Origin of the sequence: Cobetia sp. 10Alg 146, from assembly GCF_029846385.1 — a bacterium.
In the GTDB taxonomy this organism is placed as follows: Bacteria; Pseudomonadota; Gammaproteobacteria; order Pseudomonadales; family Halomonadaceae; genus Cobetia; species Cobetia marina.
The window spans coordinates 305,869-325,774 of record NZ_JARWKT010000002.1 but is presented as its reverse complement, the minus strand read 5'-3'; the positions used below and the strand labels follow the sequence as shown (position 1 = coordinate 325,774).

The following is a 19,906-nucleotide window of genomic DNA, read 5'->3' as shown; positions in this document are numbered from 1 at the left end:
AGGCATCGTCACGTCATGGCGTCTGCCTGGATGGCACCCCGTGGGCATGACATCTGACAGGCTCTGCGTGAGCGTCGGCACGCGAGGGGAAAGCCTGCAACGCGGCATTGCAGAGATGGAGGCGAGTGCGGATCGAGATCAATTGATAATTGTTCTTGTTTGTAATACCGTCCCTGCCAGTGATTTGCATTTCCACTCGCGACTCTCTGGCAGCATGGCCAGTGACCGAGGATGCAACCCAGTCTTGTTCTTCAGGAGATGTCCGTGCGGCGTTCCACTTCTTTCTCTTTCCCGAGGGCGCGCGCGTTTGGCGGCATGCTGCCCGCGCTGGCGCTGATGGTGCCTCTGTGTGCCACGAGTCTGCCGGTTCATGCACAGACGCTGCGTGACAGTGCGGCGAGTCATCAGCAGACCCAGGGGGAGTTGCAGTCGCGCATCGACGCGGCTGACGACGAGACCCGCGAATTGCTGGTGAGGCTGCGCGAGGCGCGTCAGGAAGCGGCGCGTCTGGAAAGCTATACCGCGGAACTGACCCCGCTCAATGCCGACCGTGCCGCGCGAATCGAGCGTCAGCGCACGGCGCTCGAGAATCTCGAGGCCACCCGCGAGTCCTTGCCGGGCCTGCTGCGTGAGCAGGTCAATGAGCTGGAAGCGTTCATCGAGCAGGACCTGCCCTTCCTGAAGGAAGAGCGTCTGGCGCGTGTCGCACGGCTGCGCGACAACCTGTCCAACGCCAGTCTCACCAATGACGAGCGCCTCGATCAGCTGCTCAATGCCTGGCAGCAGGAGCTGAGCTACGGCCAGGGCCTGGATACCTGGCGTGCGGGGCTGATCGGTGCGGAGGACACCGAGGTGCAATATCTGCGTGTCGGTCGCGTGGGGCTTTATTACCTGACGCTGGATGGCCAGCACGGCGGGGCATGGAAGACGCAGAATGACAGCTGGCAGGTACTGGATGACAGTGCGCTGAGCGAGCTGCGCCAGGGAATCAGCATGGCGCGTGACCAGCAGGCACCGTCATTGCTCACCTTGCCGCTGTCCGTCCCGGTGGAAAACGTGGAGCTCGACGCCTCTCGTCAGGCTGCCTCCAATGCCGCTTCGTCTACCCCGTCCGCGCAGGAGTCCAGCTGATGTCCATGATGCACAAGACATTCCCGCGACTGTCGATGTCTGGCGCGCTCAAGCGCGGGTGGCTCGGCGTGAGCCTGCTGGGCGTGCTCGGCATGAGCGCGCTGCCGGCACATGCCGTGACCGGCTCCGCGGCACAGGCACTGAGCGTCGAGCAGTTCGAGCAGGCGGCCAGTCAGGCGGAAGGTCGCGATCAGATACGCCTGGAGACGTTGCTGTCGGACAGTGAAGCGCTCAATGCGGCCGTGGCCAAGGCCGAGGCGCAACGTGACAGCCTGCGCGAGAAGCGCGAGAGCCTTGAAGCCGAAGCGAAGCAGCAGCAGGCGACCCTCAGCGGCCTGGATGACGAGCGCCAGGCGCAGCAGGGTGATCTCGGCCAGGTCTTCACGGTGGCGCGCAAGCATGCGCGGGAAGTCCGGGAAGGGGTGGCCGGCAACTGGTTGCTGGCCGGTGGGCAGGCCCGACTGCCGGACCTTGGTCCGCGGGATGAAGTGCCCGGTCGTGAGCGACTCGCGGCCCTGACGGCCGACATCGGCAGCATCGCCCGCGAAAGTGGCCGTGCGCTGCGTTTCAAGGCACCGCTGGCCGGTGCCGATGGCAGCATCAAGCCACGTGAGATCGTGCGTGTCGGCGAGCAGATGGCCTTCAGTGGCGATCTGCTGCTCTCACCGTTGTCCGGTGACAAGGCCGTGGATGGTGCAAGCGCACTGGAAAGTCTCGGCCTTGCCGGCAAGACGCCGGCGACCATGCGTGATCAGCTGGCGGCGTTCAATGCCGGCGATACCGATCGACTCGATTTCGATCCCACCGGGGGTGATGTCACCCGCGCCCTGTCACGTGCGCCGGGGCTGACCGAGCGACTCAAGCAGGGCGGGGCGGTCGGTTACGTGATCGTCGGGCTTGGCGTGCTGGGGCTGATCATCGCGCTGATCCAGCTGGTGCGCCTGACGGCCACGCGGCGCGCGGTCAAGCGTCAGGAAGCGGATCTGACCCAGCTCAAGGATGACAACCCGCTGGGCCGCGTGCTGACCCGCTTTGAAGGCATGCGTCATGATCATGAGCCGGAAGCGCTGGAAGCGCGTCTCGATGAGGCGCTGCTCGCCGAGCAACCGAAGCTGGAGCGTGGTCAGGCACTGGTCAAGTTGCTGGCGGCCATCGCGCCGCTGCTGGGTCTGCTGGGCACCGTGACCGGCATGATCGGCACCTTCCAGTCGATCACCGTCTTCGGTACCGGCGATCCGAAATTGATGGCCGGCGGCATCTCCCAGGCATTGGTGACCACCGTGCTGGGTCTGATCACCGCCGTGCCGCTGCTGTTCGCGCAGACCGGTCTGTCGAGCCTGTCGAAGGGGCTGATGGGGCGCCTGGAAGGGCGTGCCAGTGCGCGTCTGGCGGATCACCTCGAGCGTCGTGCGCCCGCCGCCGTGGCGGCGGCCAATGCCCGCACGCGGGAAACCGAGCATGCCTGAGTCGCTGGCCTCTTCTTCCTTGTTGCCCGGTGCGCTGGCACCGGTCATGCGGCTGGTGGATAGCGGCGGGCCTCTGATCGTGGTGATCTGCCTGATCGCCATGCTGCTGTTCGGTCTGGCGCTGGAGCGCGGCCTTTACTGGCGGCTGGTGCATCGGCCGGCGCGCCGCCAGTTGATCCACGACTGGGTGGCGCGCAGCGAGCACCACAGCTGGTCGGCACTCACTCACCGCGAGGTACTGACCCGCGAGCTGCTGTCACGCCTGCGCGCGCCGTTGCCGTGGCTCAAGCTGCTGGTGATGATCTGCCCGCTGGCGGGCCTTTTGGGCACCGTGACCGGCATGATCCACGTCTTCGATTCCCTGGCGATCGCCGGTACCGGCCAGGCGCGAGCGATGGCCGATGGCGTGGCGCGTGCCACCTTGCCGACCTTGGCCGGCATGGCAGTGGCGGTGGTGGGACTGTTGTTCGTGACCCGTTTCGAGCGTGTCGTGCGTCGTGAAGACCAACGCCTGCACGACCGCCTGGCGCGCGCCGTGGATGATGCCCGCAAGGGCAAGGTACCTGGCGGCATGTCCACCGCGTCTGACTCCGATTCCTCTGATACAAGCGAGACACCGCATGCGTAGACGTCGCATGGAAGCCGCGGAAGACAGCGGCGAGATCAACCTGACGCCAATGCTGGATGTCGTCTTCATCATGCTGATCTTCTTCATCGTCACCACCAGCTTCGTCAAGGAGTCGGGGGTCGAGATCCAGCGCCCCGAGGCCTCGCATGCCACGGCGCGTCCGGATGCGGCCGTGATGGTGGCGATCACCGCCGAGGGCGCGGTGTGGGTCGATGGCAAGCCGGTGGATGCCCACCGTGTCGGGGACGCGGTGGCGGAGCTGGCCGACGGCCAACCGGTGGTGATCCAGGCGGATCGTCAATCGCGGACCGGGCTGCTGGTGGAGACGATGGATGCGCTGCGCAGTGCGGGAGTGCAGGACATCGCGGTCGCGGCATCGAAAGGCGAATGACATGACGCGACGTCTGTATGCCAATCGACTGATCGGATTGCTGGGCGGAGCCCTGCTGGCGCTGGCCCTGTTCTATGCCCTGGCACTGCTGGTGGCGCCGCCGGTGAACGATGCGCCGGCGCCTGAGCCGCTGTCGGTCTCGACCGTTCAGGCGCCTGAAGAGGCACCCGCCCCTGAAGCGGCGCCGGCAGAGGCCTTGCCGACACCACCGGCCGAGCCACCGCCGCCGCCTAAAGCGGCACCGATGCCGTCACCAGAGGTGACAAGCACGGTGGCGATCCCTGAGGTCAAGACACCACTGCCGCCAACGCCGGAGCTGACGCTGGATGACAGCCTGCCGCCACTGGAGGTGAAGCGTCCGCCGAGACCGACACCGGAGCCGAAACCGGATCCGAAGCCCAAGCCAACGCCGAAGCCGGCCCCGGCACCCGCCTCCCAAGCGTCAGCCCAGTCCAGTGCCCAGGCCACCGCCAGTGCTTCTCGATCGGAGGCCAGGTCGACGCCGGCACCCGCGGCGCAAGGGGGCTCGCCCCGCCCGACGCTGCGCACGGCGCCTGAGTACCCCAGTCGTGCACGCCGGCGTGGCATCGAGGGTTTCGTCGAGGTGGCCTTCGTGATTCGTCCGGATGGCAATGTCGATGGCAGTTCGCTGAGGGTGGTGCGTGCAGAGCCTTCCGGTGTCTTTGATCGCGCCGCGATGAAGGCCATCGCGCGCTGGGAGTTCCCGGCGGCCCAGACAGCGCGTCAGGCGCGTCAACGGCTTGAGTTCCAGTTGCGTTGAGGCAACCCGGGCGCATGCAAAGCGGTACCTGTCATTCATGTCTTCGCCGCGAATCTGGTGTAGAAGAGAGCTGGTGTTGCAAGCAGATGGCAGGCATGACGCCTGAGGCGTATCTGAGACGTACTTGAGTCGTGGAGCAAAGGATATCCGTACGATGTCGAACCAAGACAAGCATTCCGCCGAGCGCTCACCATGCGGGCAGTCCGCGCGACAGGCGCCTGCCGAGTCAGCGACGCCTGAAGGTCTCGGCGCTCGTCTGATGACGGCGATTCGTCGCGGCGGGCGTCGCCTGACGCGCGTGACCCTGGTCTCCACCTGTCTGATGCTGATGATGGAGGTCGGGGGCGTCGACACCGCGAATGGGGCCATGCGCGTGTCGGCGGAGGTCGCGGGGCAGCTGCGCACGCTCCAGTCACGGTTGGAAGAGGGGGATTACGACGAGGTCGGCGAGCGTGCCGAGCGGGAAGCCCGTCAGCAACGTGGCGAGGTACGTGCGCTGTATCTGTCGTTGGCCGCCAGCGCGCGGGCAAGACAAGGGGATCAGGCCCAGGCGGCGCGACTCTATGGCGAAGCCCGCCGGTTGCCGGGCGTCGATGCCAGTCAGGCGCGCAAGTGGCTGCGGCGCGAAGCCATGCTGAGATTGCGGGCGGGAGAGCAGGAAGCCGGTACCGCACGTCTGGCGGAGTACCTGCATGGCGGCTCGGCGAGTGCCGATGATCTGTGGCTGGCCGTCAGCCTGGAAGCCAACCGTGGCCAGTGGTCGCGGGCCGAGGACTGGCTGGAGCGCGCCAGCAGAGCGAGTGCGCCAGAAGGCGATCGTCTGAAACTTGCCGTCAGCGTCTATCAGCAGACGGGACGCCATGCTGCGGCGGTGGCACTGGTCGAGCAGGGACTTGGCGAATCGCGGGATGCGCAGGACTGGCAGCGCGCCGTGGCGCTCTATCAGCGTCTCAATCAGCAGCGGCGTGCGGCGAGTACCTGGGAAGCCGCCTGGGCGGCGGGAATCGTCAGTGGTCGCGAGGCCTATCAGCAGCGCATCGATCTGCAACTGGCCGCCGGCGCGCCGGCGCGGGCCGCGGAGTTGATCGAGGCGGGACTTTCGACGTCGGCAACTCCCGAGGGGCAGCCGTTGCTGGTAGACACGCCGGTACTGCGTCGTCAGCTGGCAGAGGCCTGGACCTCGGCGCGCGACATCGAGCACTCGTTGACGGCGTGGGCGATGGTTTCCGAGCAGAGTGGCCGTGTCGAGGATGCTCGGCAGCTGGCGGAACTGGCCTATGACTGGGGGCGCTGGGATATCGCGAGCGGTGCCCTGGCCAGTGCCGGTGAGCGCGGGGATGATTCCGCGCGTCACTGGTTGCTCAGCGGTGTGGTCGCCCGTCAGCTTGATCAGCTGGACCCCGCGCGTGAGGCCTTCAAGAAGGCGCAGGCACGCGGCGCCGAAGGGGCCGATGACTGGCTGAAGTCACTCGCGCAGCGCTGAGGCGCCCACCCCCGCGACTCCTGGCTGTCTGACCGGCAGTGCAACGAAAACGCCGCCTTTCCTGATCGTCCTGAGACGGGGGAAGGCGGCGTTTGCGTATCTGGCGATCGTGTTCGCGCTGGCGTTGCTCAGCGTGTCAGCCGATATCGGTCCAGACGGGCGCGTGGTCCGATGGCTTTTCCATGCCACGCAGCACGTAATCGACACCGGAATCCTTGATCAGCGGGGTCAGGCCCGGGCTGGTCATGATCAGGTCGATGCGCAGGCCGCGTCTGGGCTCGCGCTCGAAGCCACGCGAGCGATAGTCGAACCAGCTGAACTGGTCATCGACTTCCGGGTGCACGTGGCGGAAACTGTCCGTCAGGCCCCAGGCGTAGAGACGCTCCATCCACTCGCGCTCGATGGGCTGGAAGCTGGTCTTGCCTTCGCGCAGCCAGCGCTTGCGATTGGGCTCGCCGATGCCGATGTCGCGGTCAGTCGCCGAGATGTTGTAATCGCCCATCACCACCACGTGCTGATCGGGGGTGTGGTCCTCTTCCAGCAGGCGGAACAGCTGCTGATAGAAGCGCGTCTTGTAGGGAAACTTCACCGGGTGCTCGACATTCTCGCCCTGGGGGAAGTAGCCGTTGTAGACGATCAGCGGCTCGCCGTTCGGGCCGTCGATCTCGACACCGATCATGCGCTTCTGGGCATCTTCGCTGTCATCGGGCATGCCGTAATGCACCTTCTTCGGCACCTGGCGGGTCAGCATGGCGACGCCGTAGTGGCCCTTCTGGCCGTGCCAGACCACGTGATATCCCAGCGCCTCGATGTGCGCGTGGGGGAATTCACTGTCCTGCACCTTGGTTTCCTGCAGGCCGATGACGTCCGGCTGATGCGCCTCGATCAGCGCTTCCAGCTGATGCGGACGCGCACGGATGCCATTGATGTTGAAGGACACCAGTCGCATCACGCCTTGCCTCCCTCATCATTTCCGCCCTTGTCGTCCTGCTCGGCAGGGGCGTCCGGATGCAGTGGCAGCAGCGGGGCGGCGTTCATGCGTTCCAGCTTGGCGGCTGCCTGGCTCTTGCGCTGATCCTTCTTCTTGGCCACGTAGCGAGGTCCGGAATGTACCTGATCCGGATTCTCGGCGCGCCACTTCTTGAAGTCCTTGCGGCGGCCGGTGCGAATCTGCACCTTGTCGGCGATGGAGCGGCTCTTCTTTCTGCGTGTCATCTTCGGGCTTTCCTGTTCGGTGTCAGCAGTCGCCAGCCTCGGGCACACGCGCAAGTCAGGGCGTGGCGTGCGGGCAATCGCATCAGTTGGCGGGCATTCTACCAGCCTGCACGGGGCAGGTGCCATGCACCATGTCACACGCCGCTCCCCTGATGTCTGCAGGACGCAGACGGTGATGGGAGGTTTCTCCATGCCCGGGCGGGGTCATCACGATGCCACGCAGGGGCGCGAAGATGGTCACGTGCTGGTACAATGATCCGGCATCATCGTTGTTACCCGCAGGCGCGACTCGCGACTGGCCGCAGGATCCGAAGCCTCACCCTCCACACGCATGTCTCAAGTACCCTGCCTTCGCGGCACGTTGCTTGCATGCCGTGCCGGGGGAACGGCTCTCAGGACCCGCCAGCCTCGTTGACCTGGCCTGCAACGTACCGCCCGGTCGCTCCGGCAGGAAGCGTTCAGCGTGTCCTCGCCGGGCCCAAAGAAGATGACAGAAGACAACCATTCCACCGACACGCAGTACTGGCCGCCCTTGTGGCGACCCATGAGCCTGTCGGTTCCCTGTGCGCGGCGATGACATGACCGATGCCAGGTGAGCTGACCCTCATGGCCGACGTCCGCTCCAGCCCCTGCCGAACATTCGGGCAGGGGAGATCCGGATGCGTGAATCCGTTCAGAACAGGTGAGAGCATTCGTGCATGTCTGCACCCGGGGCCTGCGTGGCCCTGGAGACGCATACCCCCGAAGGGGAGCAGACAGGTACGGGATGACTCCCAATCCGGCAAAGGCGCATGCAGCCCGAGACGACCGCTTGTCACAAGCGGGTCAGGCGAACCAGGTGAGACCACTGGGCATGACGAACCATCCGGGTGTGGCCTGTCGTGGCGAGATTCCGAGAGCGGCCCGCGCCTGTCGCATATGAACCCTTGAAAAGAACGGATTACATGAGCGAGACGGATCAGACCCAGCCAGCCGCTGAGCAGACTCAGCAAGAGCCGCAGGACCCGAACCAGAAGCCCAGAAAGCCCAAGCGTCGCCGCCGCAAGCCGCGTCGCTCCCAGTCCAAGTGGAACCTTGATCAGTTCCAGGTCGCGCCGGTCGCCGGTCAGTGGCGCTTCCACGATTTCGATCTGCCGCTGCCGTTGATGCGTGCCATCCAGAAGGCCGGTTTCGAATACTGCACTCCGATCCAGACCCAGACCTTCGAGAAGGCGCTGCTGGGCGGTGACGTGGTCGGGCGCGCCCAGACCGGCAGCGGCAAGACGGCTGCCTTCCTGATCGCCACGCTGGCCTACTTCCTGGAAGAGAAGGCGCCGGAAGGTCAGAAGCCGGGTGCCCCGCGTGCCGTGATCATCGCGCCGACCCGTGAGCTGGCGCTGCAGATCGAGAAGGATGCCAAGGCATTCTCCGAATTCGCGCGCATCTCCGTGGCCTGCGTGGTCGGCGGGATGGACTACCAGAAGCAGCGTGAGCGTCTCGAGCGCAAGGTCGACCTGCTGGTCGCCACGCCGGGCCGCCTGCTGGACTTCCATACCAAGCGCGATGTCGATCTCTCCGAGACCGAAGTGCTGGTGGTCGACGAGGCCGACCGCATGCTGTCGATGGGCTTCATCCCGGACGTCAAGCGCATCATCCGCGCCACACCGCGTGCCGAGGAGCGCCAGACACTGCTGTTCTCCGCCGAGCTGTCCTCCGACGTGCTGGGCCTGGCAGAGCAGTGGACGCATGAGGCCGCTCAGGTGGCGGTGGAGCATGAAGCCGCGGCCGCCATCCCGGCGGACAACGCGGGCGTGCAGGCCTACACCGTCAGCGACGACGACAAGCTGCGTCTGCTGGTCAAGCTCGTCGAGCAGGACGCGCTGGAGCGCGTGGTGGTGTTCGGCAATACCCGTGCGCTGGTGCGTCGCATCGATGCCGCTCTGCGTGAGGCAGGCATCGAGGTGGCGCTGATGTCGGGTGCCGAGACCCAGACGGCACGTCTCGAGGCGCAGGAAGCCTTCCGCAACGGCAAGCTCAAGGTGCTGGTGGTCAGTGACGTGGCCGGGCGGGGACTGCCGCTGGAAGATGCCACCCATGCCATCAACTTCACGCTGCCGGAGGTGCCGGAAGATTACGTGCATCGTGCCAGCTTCAGTGACGTGAGCCTGATCAGCTTCATCGGCGAGGAGGATGTGTTCTCCCTGCCGGAGATCGAGGAGTACATCCAGGAAACGCTGCCCCGCGAGCAACCGCCACAGGGCATGCTGTGACGCGGGGGTGATACCCCGCTCATGCTGGCTGTCTGGCCTGGATGACCGATGCCATTCATCAGGGCATGGTTCGGCAGCGCAGTCAGAAGACAGCAAGTGATGGACGGCGAACAGCTCAGGCTGTTCGCCGTCTTGCGCTAGGGCACCGCACGGCGGTCAGCTCGGCACAAGGAGAGACACGCAATGCTGGAAGACAGTCTCAAGGGCGAGATCCAGACCGCCTATCGCAAGCTGCTTGAGGGGCTTGAGTTGACGCCGCGCTATGGGCAGCGGCTGATGATCGCCGAGATTGCACGCACCCTGGGCAACATCGAGCAGAATCCGGAAGGGTATCGCCTCGGCAACGAGCACGTCTGCGTGCTGGAGGCCGGTACCGGTACCGGCAAGACGCTCGCCTACCTGCTCTCCGCGCTGCCGGTGGCCAAGGCACGCGGCAAGCGGCTGGTGGTCTCCACCGCCACCATCGCGTTGCAGGAGCAGGTCATGCATCAGGACCTGCCGGCGCTCAAGAAGCATTCGGGGCTGACCTTCGACTATGCGCTGGCCAAGGGGCGGCGGCGCTATCTGTGCGTGCAGAAGCTGGATCAGGCGTTGGAAGGCGTCGAGGACAACCCGACCATGGCGCTGTTCGAGCGCGACATGATCGCCAGCGATGGCGGCAGCTTCGTGGAGCTGGCCGGCAAGATGGCCGAGGACTATGCCAGCGGCGAGTGGGCAGGGGACCGCGACAGCTGGCCGCTGCAGGTCGAGGATCGCGACTGGGCGCGGCTGACCACGGATCACCGCCAGTGTACCAATCGTCGCTGCAGCCACTTCTCGGCGTGCGCCTTCTTCCGCGCCCGCCGTCAGCTGGAGCAGGCCGACATCATCGTCGCCAACCATGATCTGGTGCTGGCGGATCTCTCGCTGGGCGGCGGGCTGGTGCTGCCCTCGCCCAGTGACTGCATCTACGTCTTCGATGAGGCGCATCACCTGCCGGACAAGGCGCTGGACCACTTCCACCACCGCACGCCGATCAATCAGACGCTGCGCTGGCTGGGCAATCTCAAGAAGTCGCTCACCGAGCTGAACGCGGCGCTGGGCAGTCAGCCGACCATCGGGCGCCTGCTGGCGCGCATGCCGGAGTTGCTGGCCGACATCGAGCCGCGGCTGGGCGAGGTGTTCGGGTTGGGCCACCAGCTGGCTGACCTGCCGGAGGGGGCGGGCGATGATGCCACCAATCATCGTTTCGAGCGCGGCCAGGCACCGGAGGCGCTCAAGGAGCTGGGGCACAATCTGCTCAAGGGCTTCGCGGAGCTGTCACGGGCGCTGGAGCAGATCGCCGATATCCTGCGCGAGAGTCTGGACCCGGAGAAGGCAACAGGCCTGCCCAAGGAGAATGCCGAAGACTGGTTGCCGCTGGTGGCCCTGTTGCATGGACGTGCGCTGGAAGCCCATGCGCTGTGGGAGGCCATCGGGCTGAGCGATCCTGCGGATGGCCCGCCGCATGCGCGCTGGCTGACCTTCGAGCGCTTCAATGGCGAACCGGAGATGACCGTCTCGGCCAGCCCCGTCTCGGCGGCGGAGACTCTGGCGCGCCACCTGTGGGGGACCTGTTTCGGCGCGGTACTGACGTCCGCGACCCTGACGGCGCTCAACCGCTTCGAGCGCCTGCAGGAGCGCGCTGGTCTGGCCAATCGCTATCGCTATCAGCGACTACCCAGCCCGTTCGATTATGGCAAGGCGGTGCTGGCCATCCCGCGCGAGGCGGTGGAGCCGTCGCCGCCCGGCCCGCATGAGCAGGCGATCGTCGATTTCGTCAATGCGCTGGATGTGCGCGAGGCGGTGCTGGTGCTGTTCAGTTCGCGCAAGCAGCTGGCGGCGGTCAACAAGGCGCTGGACAACGAGACCCGCAAGCGGGTGCTGGCCCAGAGTCGCCTGCCCAAGCACGAGCTGCTCAGTCAGCACCGCAAGGCGGTGGATGGTGGTCGCGGCAGCATCATCTTCGGCCTGGCGAGCTTCGCCGAGGGGATCGATCTGCCCGGCAAGTACCTGACCCATGTGGTAATCACGCGGCTGCCGTTCGCGGTGCCGGATGATCCGGTCGGTGCGACGCTTGCAGAGTGGATCGAGTCGCGAGGCGGCAATCCGTTCATGCGCATCGCGGTGCCCGATGTGTCCATCAAGCTGGTGCAGGCCTGCGGGCGCCTGATCCGCAAGGAGGCCGATGAGGGGCGCATCACGATTCTGGATCGACGCATTCTGACCAAGCGTTACGGTCAGCAGCTGATCGAGGCATTGCCGCCCTTCGTGCGCGAGATTGACGGCGTACGTCAGAGCTGAGCCGCAAGCCTGATCTGCAAGTACTGATCTGCAAGTGCTGATTCGCAAGTACTGATTCGCAAGTACTGATTCGCAAGTACTGAGTGGCCACAAAAAAGCCCCGCCGATCGGCGGGGCTTTTTCTGTCTGCCTGTCCGGTGCGTATCAGGCTTCGGCGGACTGCTCGAGGCGGGCGCGCAGGGCGTCCTTGAGCTTGGTGTCCATGGTCTTGAAGGTCTCTTCGGTGGTCGCCCAGTCGATGCAGGCATCGGTGATGGAAACGCCATATTCCATCTTGCTGCGGTCGGCATTGATCTTCTGGGCGCCCCAGTTGATGTGCGACTCGACCATCAGGCCCATGATGGAGCGGTTGCCCTCGAGAATCTGCTGAGTGACGTTCTCCAGCACCAGCGGCTGCAGGCCCGGGTCCTTGTTGGAGTTGGCGTGGGAGCAGTCGACCATCAGGTTGGCGGTGACGCCGGCCTTGGCCAGTTCCTGCTCGGCCAGGGCGACACTGACGCTGTCATAGTTCGGCTTGCCGTTGCCGCCCCGCAGCACGACGTGGCCGTAGGCGTTGCCGCGGGTGCGGATGATCGCGACCTGACCGGCCTGATTGATGCCCAGGAAGTTGTGGCCGTGGGAGACGGACTGCAGCGCGTTGACGGCGACATCCAGCGAGCCGTCGGTGCCGTTCTTGAAGCCGACCGGGCATGAGAGGCCAGACGCCATCTCACGGTGAGTCTGGGATTCGGTGGTGCGCGCGCCGATGGCGGACCAGCTGATGCAGTCCTGCAGGTACTGCGGGGAGATCGGGTCCAGCGCTTCAGTGGCCAGCGGCAGGCCCATCTCGGCCAGTTCGACCAGCAGGCCACGGGCGATGTGCAGGCCTTCCTCGATCTCGAAGGAATCGTTGAGGTGCGGGTCGTTGATCAATCCCTTCCAGCCGACCGTGGTGCGCGGCTTCTCGAAGTAGACGCGCATCACGATGTAGAGGCTGTCCTTGACCTCTTCCGCGAGCACCTTCAGGCGGCGAGCATAGTCGCGGGCGGCGTCCAGGTCATGGATGGAGCAGGGGCCGACCACCACCAGCAGGCGCGGATCCTCGCCGTCCAGAATGCGCTGGATGGTGCGACGGCCTTCGATGACGGTCTGCTCGGCCTTGTCGGTCAGCGGGATGTCCTGCTTGAGCGCCTGCGGAGTGATCAGTACATCCTGGGACAGGACGTTGAGGTTGTTGACGTGCTGTTCTGACATGACGGTGTCCTGAGCGTTGTTCGGTCCGCAATCGTGAGCGCAGATCCTGGCAGAGGCTGTCCCCCTGCCGTGAGTGGAGTCGTGAATGGCTCCATGGTATCTGCTGCTTTGACGCTTGTCAGCGGCTTTGGCGCAATATAAATCACCTGTCAAGGTAAATGGAGGGATCAGGAGCGAGTGTCATGCCTGGCAATGAGTCAGTCGTAAAGTAATCGTTACACTTGAGCGAGTCAGCGTCGCCAAACACGGTCATCTCAGGCGTAGGCATGGAAAACCTGTGGCTTTGGCCACCACGTGTCTTGCCGTGCAAATGATAAACAGGAACACTGTGCGTTGATTTTGGTCGCCCGAACGGGTGCAAGGTAGCCAGTGTGCTGTTCGAATTGCGCGACGCATCCATGAGCATGAATGTCAAAGGGGCCGGATTCCATATGCGCGAGTCGCAATTTCCATCAGGTACTGATGCCCCGGGGACGTCTTTGCGAGTCGTCTCTAGCGGTGCCTCCACTCCCGCGGAGGGAGCGAGTGAATGAGTGTCAATGAGACAGATCAGCAGCTGGTCGAGCGCGCCCAGAAAGGGGATAACCGCGCCTTCGATCTGCTGGTCAACAAGTATCAACACAAGATTCTCGGCCTGATCAGCCGTTATGTGCATGATCATGCCGAAGTCCAGGATGTCGCCCAGGAAGCTTTCATCAAGGCCTATCGCGCTTTGCCCAATTTCCGGGCGGAGAGCGCCTTCTATACCTGGATGTATCGCATCGCCATCAATACCGCCAAGAATCATCTGGTCTCGCGGGGGCGGCGTCCCCCGGGGACGGATCTGGACATCGGGGATGCCGAGGTGCTGGATCAGTCCGGGCGTCTGGCGGATGTCGAGACACCGGAAGCGGCCATGGCGCGTGACGAGCTGGAGAAGGTGGTGTTCGATGCCATCGAGAAATTGCCGGAAGACCTGCGCACCGCCATCACGCTGCGCGAGTTCGACGGTCTGTCCTATGAGGATATCGCCGAGGTGATGCAGTGCCCGGTGGGGACCGTTCGCTCACGCATCTTCCGTGCTCGCGAATCGGTGGACAAGGCCATCCAGGGGCTGCTCAGTCCTGCTGCAGCTGGGGCGGTAGCTGACTGAGAGGGGCACTGTTGAAGATGGCGACTGGCGGTCGAGCAGAACCCGACAGGCAAGTATCTGTCTCCGATGGTCTACATCCTTGTCTGCCGAGAAAATTCATCAAAAACAATGGCTTGTTCAGATAGTGCATGAAAAGTGAATGTTTTCTGAATGAATCGCGGAACGAACTGGCGTGCGCGTGATCATAGTGTGCAGATTGCCGGTTCGTTCAGTCGGGCCGCCAAGAGTCATGCAGCGAGCCAGTCGTGTCATGACGCCATTCGTTGTCTGAAATGCAGGTTGTGCCCCGTGATGGCCTGTCGAGTGTGAGGGTATTTACGCATGAATCTTAAGACCACCGAATCCGTGAAGGAGTCGCTGTCCGCGCTGATGGATGCGGAGGGTGACGAGCTGGATCTGCGACGTGTCCTCAAGGGGCTCGACGAATCGCCTGAGGCGGCAGACACCTGGCGTCGCTATCATCTTGCGCGCAGCGTCATGCACCGCGAGCGCGAGAGCAGCTTCACCATGGATATCTCGGCGGCCGTGAGTGCCGAGGTCGAGATGATCTCCCGTGAAGCGCCGGTTGCCGAACCCGTGGCCGAGCGCCGCAGCCTCTTCTCCTTCGCAGGCTCTGCCGCGATCGCGGCGGGTGTCGCGGTGATGGTGATCACCGGTGTGCAGGTCTTCAACGGCACTGACACCGGCGTGCCGAGCCTCAACGGCTCAGGCGCGGAGCTGGCCAGCGGGGCTTCAGGCCTGCAGGGTGGCGCGGTGCATCAGGTCAGCCAGCCGTCCGTGAATGCCGAGGCTTCCCAGTGGGCACAACCGAGTGCTGCAGGCGGCCTGATGCAGGTCGGCGTGACGGCTTCTCCGTCGCGTCCCATGTTCATGGCCCCGCAGAATGGCGGTTATGAATCCGGCATGTCGTCCAGCAACGTCGCGGCGGCGGATCTTGCCCAACGTCGACTGCTTGAAGCGTACCTGAGCAAGTCGTCCGAGCGCGGCCCCGTGCCGGAGCGCAGCGAATGGATCAGTCTGCAGGATGTCGCCCAGTAACCTTCGCTGGATGACTGGCCTGCGATGGCGTCGTTGCCAGGGTAGGTGAAAGCAGCAAGGGTCGACAGGAAAAGAGGGGCAGCCATTGGCTGCCCCTCTTTTTGCGTCTGCATATCCTGGTCGCGTCCGGCCAGCGCCGTCACCTGGCGGTGTGGCCACTCTCCGCCTCAGTCATGTAGATAGCGATCTGCCGTCTGGATGTAGAGCGCCTCGACCTTGGCGCGTGCCCAGGGCGTGCGTCGCAGGAACTTGAGGCTGGAGTTGATGCTGGGGTCACTCAGGAAGCAATTGATGGGGATCAGTTCGCCCAGCGTCTCGAATCCGTAATGGTCGACCAGCCAGGTCAGCAACGCCTTGAGGGTGACCCCGTGCAGGGGGTCGAGACGCGAGGTGGAGGGTGGCGGTGCTTCGCTCATGAGAGTTCCTGTGCGGACATGGGTGTCATCTCGGTCGACCGGGATGAGGGGCAATGGCGGCGGGGTGAGGTGAAGCGTCCCCCTGAAAGGCGTTATTCTACCCATATGTGCTGCCGGCAGGTGGCGAGATTTCAGGAGTCGGCAAGATGATGCAGGAAGAAGGGCAGGTCACCGGTCATGGCAGGGAAGGGGTGTGGGTCGAGACCCAGCGCCGCTCCACCTGTGGAGCCTGCAAGGCTCGCAGCAGTTGCGGGAGCGGGCTGTTGAGCCAGTTCTCGCGCCGCAAGGCACACCGCGTGCTGATTCATGTGCCGCTTGGCGAGGCGTGGCCGATGGTCGGCGAACGGGTCGTGATCGGTATCGACGAATCCGCCTTCCTGCGCAGTGCCGGACTGCTGTATGGCCTGCCGCTGATGAGTGGCATGCTCGGCGGTATCGTGGCCGAGCAGCTGGCAGGCGCAGGGGCTCTGGTGGTGCCGCTGGGCTTTGCGCTCTCGCTGGCGGCGGGGCTGGGCGTGGTGCGCTGGCATGCCGCGCGTCCTGAGCAGCAGGCGCTGTATCGTCCCCGCCTGCTGCGTCGCCTGGGAGTGGGCTCGCTGGCCATCAAGGCCGTCTGACGGCTCTTGTGCTCGGCTGACAGCTGCTCGCGCGCGTGAGCGGCAGTGGTCGACCCTCGCCCGTCCCCGAGAATGCCTGCTGCATGTCGTCTGTCGCTTTCATGCGACCTGAGGTTGCGTCGAGCGCGGTATCATTCGCTGAACTTCAACGCCGTCTTGGCGTCAATGAATGGGACGTCGCCTGCGGCGTCAGCATGCTGGATGGCAAGTGACAGCGTGCCTCATAACAAGTGACAGGACGTACCAGGAGTCGCATCGATGAAATCGCTTTCTCGCCTGATGGCGCCCGCGTTGGCCATGGCTGCCCTGATGGGTGCCCAGATGGCCCAGGCGCGTGAACTTCCCGATTTTACCCAGCTGGTCAAGGATTCGGCGCCTGCCGTGGTCAACATCGCGACCACCACCGAGATCAAACGTACCTCGGGCCCGGTGTTCCGTGGCCCGGATGGCCAGGAGATGCCGGAGTTCTTCAAGCACTTCTTCGGTGATCAGTTCCCCGGTCAGGGGCGTGGGGGGATCGAGAAGCGCTCCAGCCTCGGTTCCGGCTTCATCATCTCCGACGATGGCTACATCATGACCAACGCCCACGTCGTGGATGGTGCCGACGAGGTGATGGTGCGCCTGAATGACCGTCGGGAGCTGAAGGCTCAGGTGGTCGGCGAGGACAAGAAGACCGATATCGCGCTGCTCAAGGTCAAGGCGGATGATCTGCCCACTCTGCCGATGGGCGACAGTGACGCCCTGGAAGTCGGTCAGTGGGTGGCGGCCATCGGCTCGCCGTTCGGCTTCGATCACTCCGTCACGGCGGGGATCGTCAGTGCCATCGATCGCACGCTGCCCTCGGATGCCTATGTGCCCTTCATCCAGACGGATGTCGCGATCAACCCGGGCAACTCCGGGGGGCCGCTGTTTGATCTCGAGGGAGACGTGGTCGGAATCAACTCCCAGATCTACACCCGCTCCGGTGGCTTCATGGGGGTGAGCTTCGCGATTCCCATCAATGTGGCGATGGATGTGGCCGACAAGCTCAAGACCGATGGTCGCGTCGATCGTGGCTGGCTGGGGGTCGTCATCCAGCCGGTGTCCAAGGATCTGGCCGAATCCTTCGGGCTGGACCGGGCGCGTGGCGCGCTGATCGCCGATCTTGACCCGGATGGCCCGGCCGCAGCGTCCGGCCTCAAGGCGGGCGACATCATCATGGCGGTCGATGGCGATGAGGTGGAAACCTCCGCCAACCTGCCGCGCATGGTCGGTGCCAGCTCGCCGGGGGATTCGCTCAAGCTTTCCATCCTGCGAGATGGCAAGCATCAGACCCTGCAGGCCAAGGTAGGTCACTGGCCGGGCAGCGATCAGGACAAGATTGCCGCTGCCAGCAATGACAAGCAAGGCCTGGGCATTGCCGTGACCGAGCTTGGCAAGGCGGCGCTGGCAGACATGAACCTCGACAATGGCGTCAAGGTGCTGGAGGTCGACCCACAGGGCGTGGCGGCAGAGGCGGGCATCACTGCCGGCGATGTGCTGGTCGAGCTCAATCAGCAGCCGTTGACCAGCGTGCAGTCGTTGCGTGACGTGGTGGCCAAGCTGCCGGCGGATCGCCCGGTCTCGCTGCGCCTGGTGCGCAACGGTCGCCCGCTGTACATCGCTCTGCGCATGCGCGATGAATGACGCGGACGCCAGCAAGGGAGGCGAGTGACGACGGGGCGCACGGGCGACTGTGCGCCCCGTCTGCATTCAGGGGCGAGCCCCTTCTCGCGGGGCTCGCAAGCATGAGGATTGCCCTGTGACTGCCGTTCGAACGGCTGGGTGAGAGAGGTGCAAAAGGTAACGCCTTCTATCATCGCCTCAAGTCGGACTGTACAATGCGTGCAATTCGATTTCCGTCGTCTCCCGTGTTGGCCGTGTGATTTCACGGAGACGGGCACAAATACAGAGCAGTGATCCATGACCGAACGCGTAACGCCGCCGTCCTTGAAGCATATCCGCAACTTTTCAATCATCGCCCACATCGACCACGGCAAGTCCACGCTGGCTGACCGCATCATTCAGCTGTGCGAAGGCTTGAGTGACCGTGAGCTCAAGGAGCAGGTGCTTGACTCGATGGACATCGAGCGTGAGCGCGGCATCACCATCAAGGCTCAGTCGGTGACCCTCGACTACCACGCCGATGATGGCAATACCTATCAGCTGAACTTCATCGATACCCCGGGCCACGTCGACTTCTCTTATGAAGTCTCGCGCTCGCTGTATGCCTGTGAAGGGGCGCTGCTGGTGGTGGATGCCGGTCAGGGCGTCGAAGCCCAGTCGGTGGCCAACTGCTACACCGCCATCGAGCAGGGCCTCGAGGTGCTGCCGGTCCTCAACAAGATGGATCTGCCGCAGGCGGACCCGGAGAAGGTCTCCCAGGAGATCGAGGAGATCATCGGTCTGGACGCGACGGATGCCTGTCAGGTGTCGGCCAAGTCCGGCATGGGAATGGAAGCGCTGCTCGAGCGTCTGGTGCGTGACATTCCGCCGCCCAAGGGCGATCCGGAAGCGCCGCTGCAGGCGTTGATCATCGACTCCTGGTTCGACAACTACCTCGGCGTCGTCTCGTTGGTGCGTATCTTCGACGGCACCCTGAAGAAGGGTGAGAAGATCCGCCTGAAGTCCACCGGCCGCGACTGGGAAACCGGCGCGATCGGTATCTTCACGCCCAAGCGCAAGGAAACCGGTGTGCTGCGTGCCGGCGAGGTGGGCTTCATCGTCGCCGGCATCAAAGACATCATGGGCGCGCCGGTGGGTGACACCATCGTGCACACCAAGACGGCCGACAAGGTCGAGCGTCTGCCGGGCTTCCAGAAGGTCAAGCCGCAGGTCTACGCCGGCATGTTCCCGATCAGCTCCGATGACTACGAGGACTTCCGTGACGCGCTGCAGAAACTGGCGCTCAACGATGCCTCGCTGGATTACGAGCCGGAGAACTCCGACGCACTGGGCTTCGGCTTCCGCGTCGGCTTCCTGGGCACCCTGCACATGGAGATCATCCAGGAGCGTCTGGAGCGCGAGTACAATCTCGACCTGCTGACGACTGCGCCGACGGTGATCTACGAGGTGCTGATGGACAACGGCGACGTGCTGCCGGTGTCCAACCCCTCGAAGCTTCCGGACATGGCCAACGTCGATGAACTGCGTGAGCCGATCTGCCGCGCCACCATCCTCGTGCCACAGGAATACGTCGGCAACGTCATCACCGAGTGCGTCAATCGTCGCGGCGTCCAGCTCGACATGCAGTTCCTGGGCAGCCAGATCCAGCTGGTCTACGAGCTGCCGATGGCCGAGGTCGTGATGGACTTCTTCGATCGTCTCAAGTCCATCTCCAAGGGCTATGCCTCTCTGGATTACAGCTTCGAGCGTTTCGAGGCGGCCAAGCTGGTACGTCTGGACGTGCTGATCAATGGCGATCGCGTCGATGCGCTGGCGGCCATCATCCACCGCGACCATGCTCACGGCCGTGGCCGACTGCTGGTCGAGAAGATGAAGGAACTGATTCCGCGCCAGATGTTCGACGTGGCGATCCAGGCGGCCGTCGGTGGCCAGGTCGTGGCACGCTCCACCGTGAAGGCGCTGCGCAAGAACGTGACCGCCAAGTGCTACGGCGGCGACGTCAGCCGCAAGAAGAAGCTGCTCGAGAAGCAGAAAGCGGGCAAGAAGCGCATGAAGCAGGTCGGCCGGGTGGAAATTCCCCAGGACGCCTTCCTTGCCGTGCTCAAGATGAACGACTGATGCAGGCCGCCGGCTGGCGGCCTGCCCCAAGACCCAGGGCAG

General features: G+C 64.4%; 17 protein-coding genes. 13 read left to right on the top strand and 4 right to left on the bottom strand.

Annotated features, from left to right (window positions below):
• Positions 1-264: 264 nt before the first annotated feature.
• The 6 genes from QD172_RS04365 (at position 265) to QD172_RS04340 (ending at position 5,880) form a co-directional block, all read left to right on the top strand.
• Positions 265-1,131 carry a DUF3450 domain-containing protein gene (locus QD172_RS04365; RefSeq protein WP_279855106.1) on the top strand — a complete coding sequence of 289 codons (867 nt, stop codon included), beginning with the start codon at positions 265-267 and terminating at the stop codon, positions 1,129-1,131.
• On the top strand, positions 1,131-2,597 hold the full coding sequence (locus tag QD172_RS04360; RefSeq protein WP_279855105.1) for a MotA/TolQ/ExbB proton channel family protein: 1,467 nt from the start codon (positions 1,131-1,133) through the stop codon (positions 2,595-2,597). The genes QD172_RS04365 and QD172_RS04360 overlap by 1 nt, the downstream gene beginning before the upstream one ends.
• Positions 2,590-3,225, top strand: coding sequence for a MotA/TolQ/ExbB proton channel family protein (locus QD172_RS04355; protein ID WP_176492955.1), 636 nt, complete (start codon positions 2,590-2,592; stop codon positions 3,223-3,225). The genes QD172_RS04360 and QD172_RS04355 overlap by 8 nt, the downstream gene beginning before the upstream one ends.
• Positions 3,218-3,616 carry a biopolymer transporter ExbD gene (locus QD172_RS04350; protein ID WP_077372126.1) on the top strand — a complete coding sequence of 133 codons (399 nt, stop codon included), beginning with the start codon at positions 3,218-3,220 and terminating at the stop codon, positions 3,614-3,616. Before QD172_RS04355 ends, QD172_RS04350 begins: the two co-directional genes overlap by 8 nt.
• Before the next feature lies 1 nt (position 3,617).
• Entirely contained in the window at positions 3,618-4,397 is a 780-nt protein-coding gene (locus tag QD172_RS04345; protein ID WP_279855104.1) for an energy transducer TonB, read from the top strand.
• Positions 4,398-4,551: 154 nt separating this feature from the next.
• Positions 4,552-5,880 (top strand): hypothetical protein, encoded by a 1,329-nt coding sequence (locus QD172_RS04340; protein ID WP_279855103.1) that lies wholly within the window; start codon positions 4,552-4,554, stop codon positions 5,878-5,880.
• A gap of 136 nt (positions 5,881-6,016) precedes the next feature.
• Here the strand turns inward: QD172_RS04340 and xthA are convergent, their stop codons facing one another.
• Positions 6,017-6,829, bottom strand: coding sequence for an exodeoxyribonuclease III (gene xthA, locus QD172_RS04335; protein WP_077372136.1), 813 nt, complete (start codon positions 6,827-6,829; stop codon positions 6,017-6,019).
• Positions 6,829-7,095, bottom strand: a complete 267-nt coding sequence (locus QD172_RS04330; RefSeq protein WP_077372139.1) for a hypothetical protein — start codon at positions 7,093-7,095, stop codon at positions 6,829-6,831. The genes xthA and QD172_RS04330 overlap by 1 nt, the downstream gene beginning before the upstream one ends.
• 944 nt (positions 7,096-8,039) lie before the next feature.
• Between QD172_RS04330 and QD172_RS04325 the strand changes: the two genes are divergently transcribed.
• A complete protein-coding gene (locus tag QD172_RS04325; protein ID WP_084209121.1) occupies positions 8,040-9,344 on the top strand; it encodes a DEAD/DEAH box helicase in 1,305 nt (434 codons plus the stop codon).
• A gap of 183 nt (positions 9,345-9,527) precedes the next feature.
• Positions 9,528-11,666 carry an ATP-dependent DNA helicase DinG gene (dinG, locus tag QD172_RS04320; RefSeq protein ID WP_279855102.1) on the top strand — a complete coding sequence of 713 codons (2,139 nt, stop codon included), beginning with the start codon at positions 9,528-9,530 and terminating at the stop codon, positions 11,664-11,666.
• Between the two features lie 144 nt (positions 11,667-11,810).
• Here dinG and QD172_RS04315 read toward each other — a convergent pair whose 3' ends face one another.
• Entirely contained in the window at positions 11,811-12,899 is a 1,089-nt protein-coding gene (locus tag QD172_RS04315; RefSeq protein ID WP_077372149.1) for a 3-deoxy-7-phosphoheptulonate synthase, read from the bottom strand.
• A 529-nt stretch (positions 12,900-13,428) separates the two neighbouring features.
• Between QD172_RS04315 and rpoE the strand changes: the two genes are divergently transcribed.
• Positions 13,429-14,031: an RNA polymerase sigma factor RpoE gene (rpoE, locus tag QD172_RS04310; protein WP_077372152.1), complete on the top strand. Its 603-nt coding sequence runs from the start codon at positions 13,429-13,431 to the stop codon at positions 14,029-14,031.
• Between the two features lie 321 nt (positions 14,032-14,352).
• Positions 14,353-15,069, top strand: a complete 717-nt coding sequence (locus QD172_RS04305; protein ID WP_084209119.1) for a sigma-E factor negative regulatory protein — start codon at positions 14,353-14,355, stop codon at positions 15,067-15,069.
• Between the two features lie 167 nt (positions 15,070-15,236).
• Here QD172_RS04305 and QD172_RS04300 read toward each other — a convergent pair whose 3' ends face one another.
• A complete protein-coding gene (locus QD172_RS04300; protein ID WP_084209118.1) occupies positions 15,237-15,485 on the bottom strand; it encodes a VF530 family protein in 249 nt (82 codons plus the stop codon).
• Between the two features lie 146 nt (positions 15,486-15,631).
• Here QD172_RS04300 and QD172_RS04295 point away from each other — a divergent pair, with 146 nt between their 5' ends.
• The 3 genes from QD172_RS04295 (at position 15,632) to lepA (ending at position 19,864) form a co-directional block, all read left to right on the top strand.
• Positions 15,632-16,102, top strand: coding sequence for a SoxR reducing system RseC family protein (locus QD172_RS04295; RefSeq protein WP_271302683.1), 471 nt, complete (start codon positions 15,632-15,634; stop codon positions 16,100-16,102).
• A gap of 258 nt (positions 16,103-16,360) precedes the next feature.
• Positions 16,361-17,767: a DegQ family serine endoprotease gene (locus QD172_RS04290; protein ID WP_065392616.1), complete on the top strand. Its 1,407-nt coding sequence runs from the start codon at positions 16,361-16,363 to the stop codon at positions 17,765-17,767.
• Between the two features lie 276 nt (positions 17,768-18,043).
• Positions 18,044-19,864: a translation elongation factor 4 gene (lepA, locus tag QD172_RS04285; protein ID WP_077372164.1), complete on the top strand. Its 1,821-nt coding sequence runs from the start codon at positions 18,044-18,046 to the stop codon at positions 19,862-19,864.
• The last annotated feature ends 42 nt before the right edge of the window (positions 19,865-19,906 follow it).

What these genes read in the sequence shown, in the direction of transcription:
- lepA (WP_077372164.1), top strand. Translation starts at nt 18,044, where the DNA reads ATGACCGAACGCGTAACGCCGCCGTCCTTGAAGCATATCCGCAACTTT.
- xthA (WP_077372136.1), bottom strand. Translation starts at nt 6,829, where the DNA reads ATGCGACTGGTGTCCTTCAACATCAATGGCATCCGTGCGCGTCCGCAT.
- QD172_RS04295 (WP_271302683.1), top strand. Translation starts at nt 15,632, where the DNA reads ATGATGCAGGAAGAAGGGCAGGTCACCGGTCATGGCAGGGAAGGGGTG.
- QD172_RS04360 (WP_279855105.1), top strand. Translation starts at nt 1,131, where the DNA reads ATGTCCATGATGCACAAGACATTCCCGCGACTGTCGATGTCTGGCGCG.
- QD172_RS04345 (WP_279855104.1), top strand. Translation starts at nt 3,618, where the DNA reads ATGACGCGACGTCTGTATGCCAATCGACTGATCGGATTGCTGGGCGGA.
- QD172_RS04300 (WP_084209118.1), bottom strand. Translation starts at nt 15,485, where the DNA reads ATGAGCGAAGCACCGCCACCCTCCACCTCGCGTCTCGACCCCCTGCAC.
- QD172_RS04290 (WP_065392616.1), top strand. Translation starts at nt 16,361, where the DNA reads ATGAAATCGCTTTCTCGCCTGATGGCGCCCGCGTTGGCCATGGCTGCC.
- QD172_RS04325 (WP_084209121.1), top strand. Translation starts at nt 8,040, where the DNA reads ATGAGCGAGACGGATCAGACCCAGCCAGCCGCTGAGCAGACTCAGCAA.
- dinG (WP_279855102.1), top strand. Translation starts at nt 9,528, where the DNA reads ATGCTGGAAGACAGTCTCAAGGGCGAGATCCAGACCGCCTATCGCAAG.
- QD172_RS04305 (WP_084209119.1), top strand. Translation starts at nt 14,353, where the DNA reads ATGAATCTTAAGACCACCGAATCCGTGAAGGAGTCGCTGTCCGCGCTG.
- QD172_RS04330 (WP_077372139.1), bottom strand. Translation starts at nt 7,095, where the DNA reads ATGACACGCAGAAAGAAGAGCCGCTCCATCGCCGACAAGGTGCAGATT.
- QD172_RS04350 (WP_077372126.1), top strand. Translation starts at nt 3,218, where the DNA reads ATGCGTAGACGTCGCATGGAAGCCGCGGAAGACAGCGGCGAGATCAAC.
- QD172_RS04340 (WP_279855103.1), top strand. Translation starts at nt 4,552, where the DNA reads ATGTCGAACCAAGACAAGCATTCCGCCGAGCGCTCACCATGCGGGCAG.
- QD172_RS04355 (WP_176492955.1), top strand. Translation starts at nt 2,590, where the DNA reads ATGCCTGAGTCGCTGGCCTCTTCTTCCTTGTTGCCCGGTGCGCTGGCA.
- rpoE (WP_077372152.1), top strand. Translation starts at nt 13,429, where the DNA reads ATGAGTGTCAATGAGACAGATCAGCAGCTGGTCGAGCGCGCCCAGAAA.
- QD172_RS04315 (WP_077372149.1), bottom strand. Translation starts at nt 12,899, where the DNA reads ATGTCAGAACAGCACGTCAACAACCTCAACGTCCTGTCCCAGGATGTA.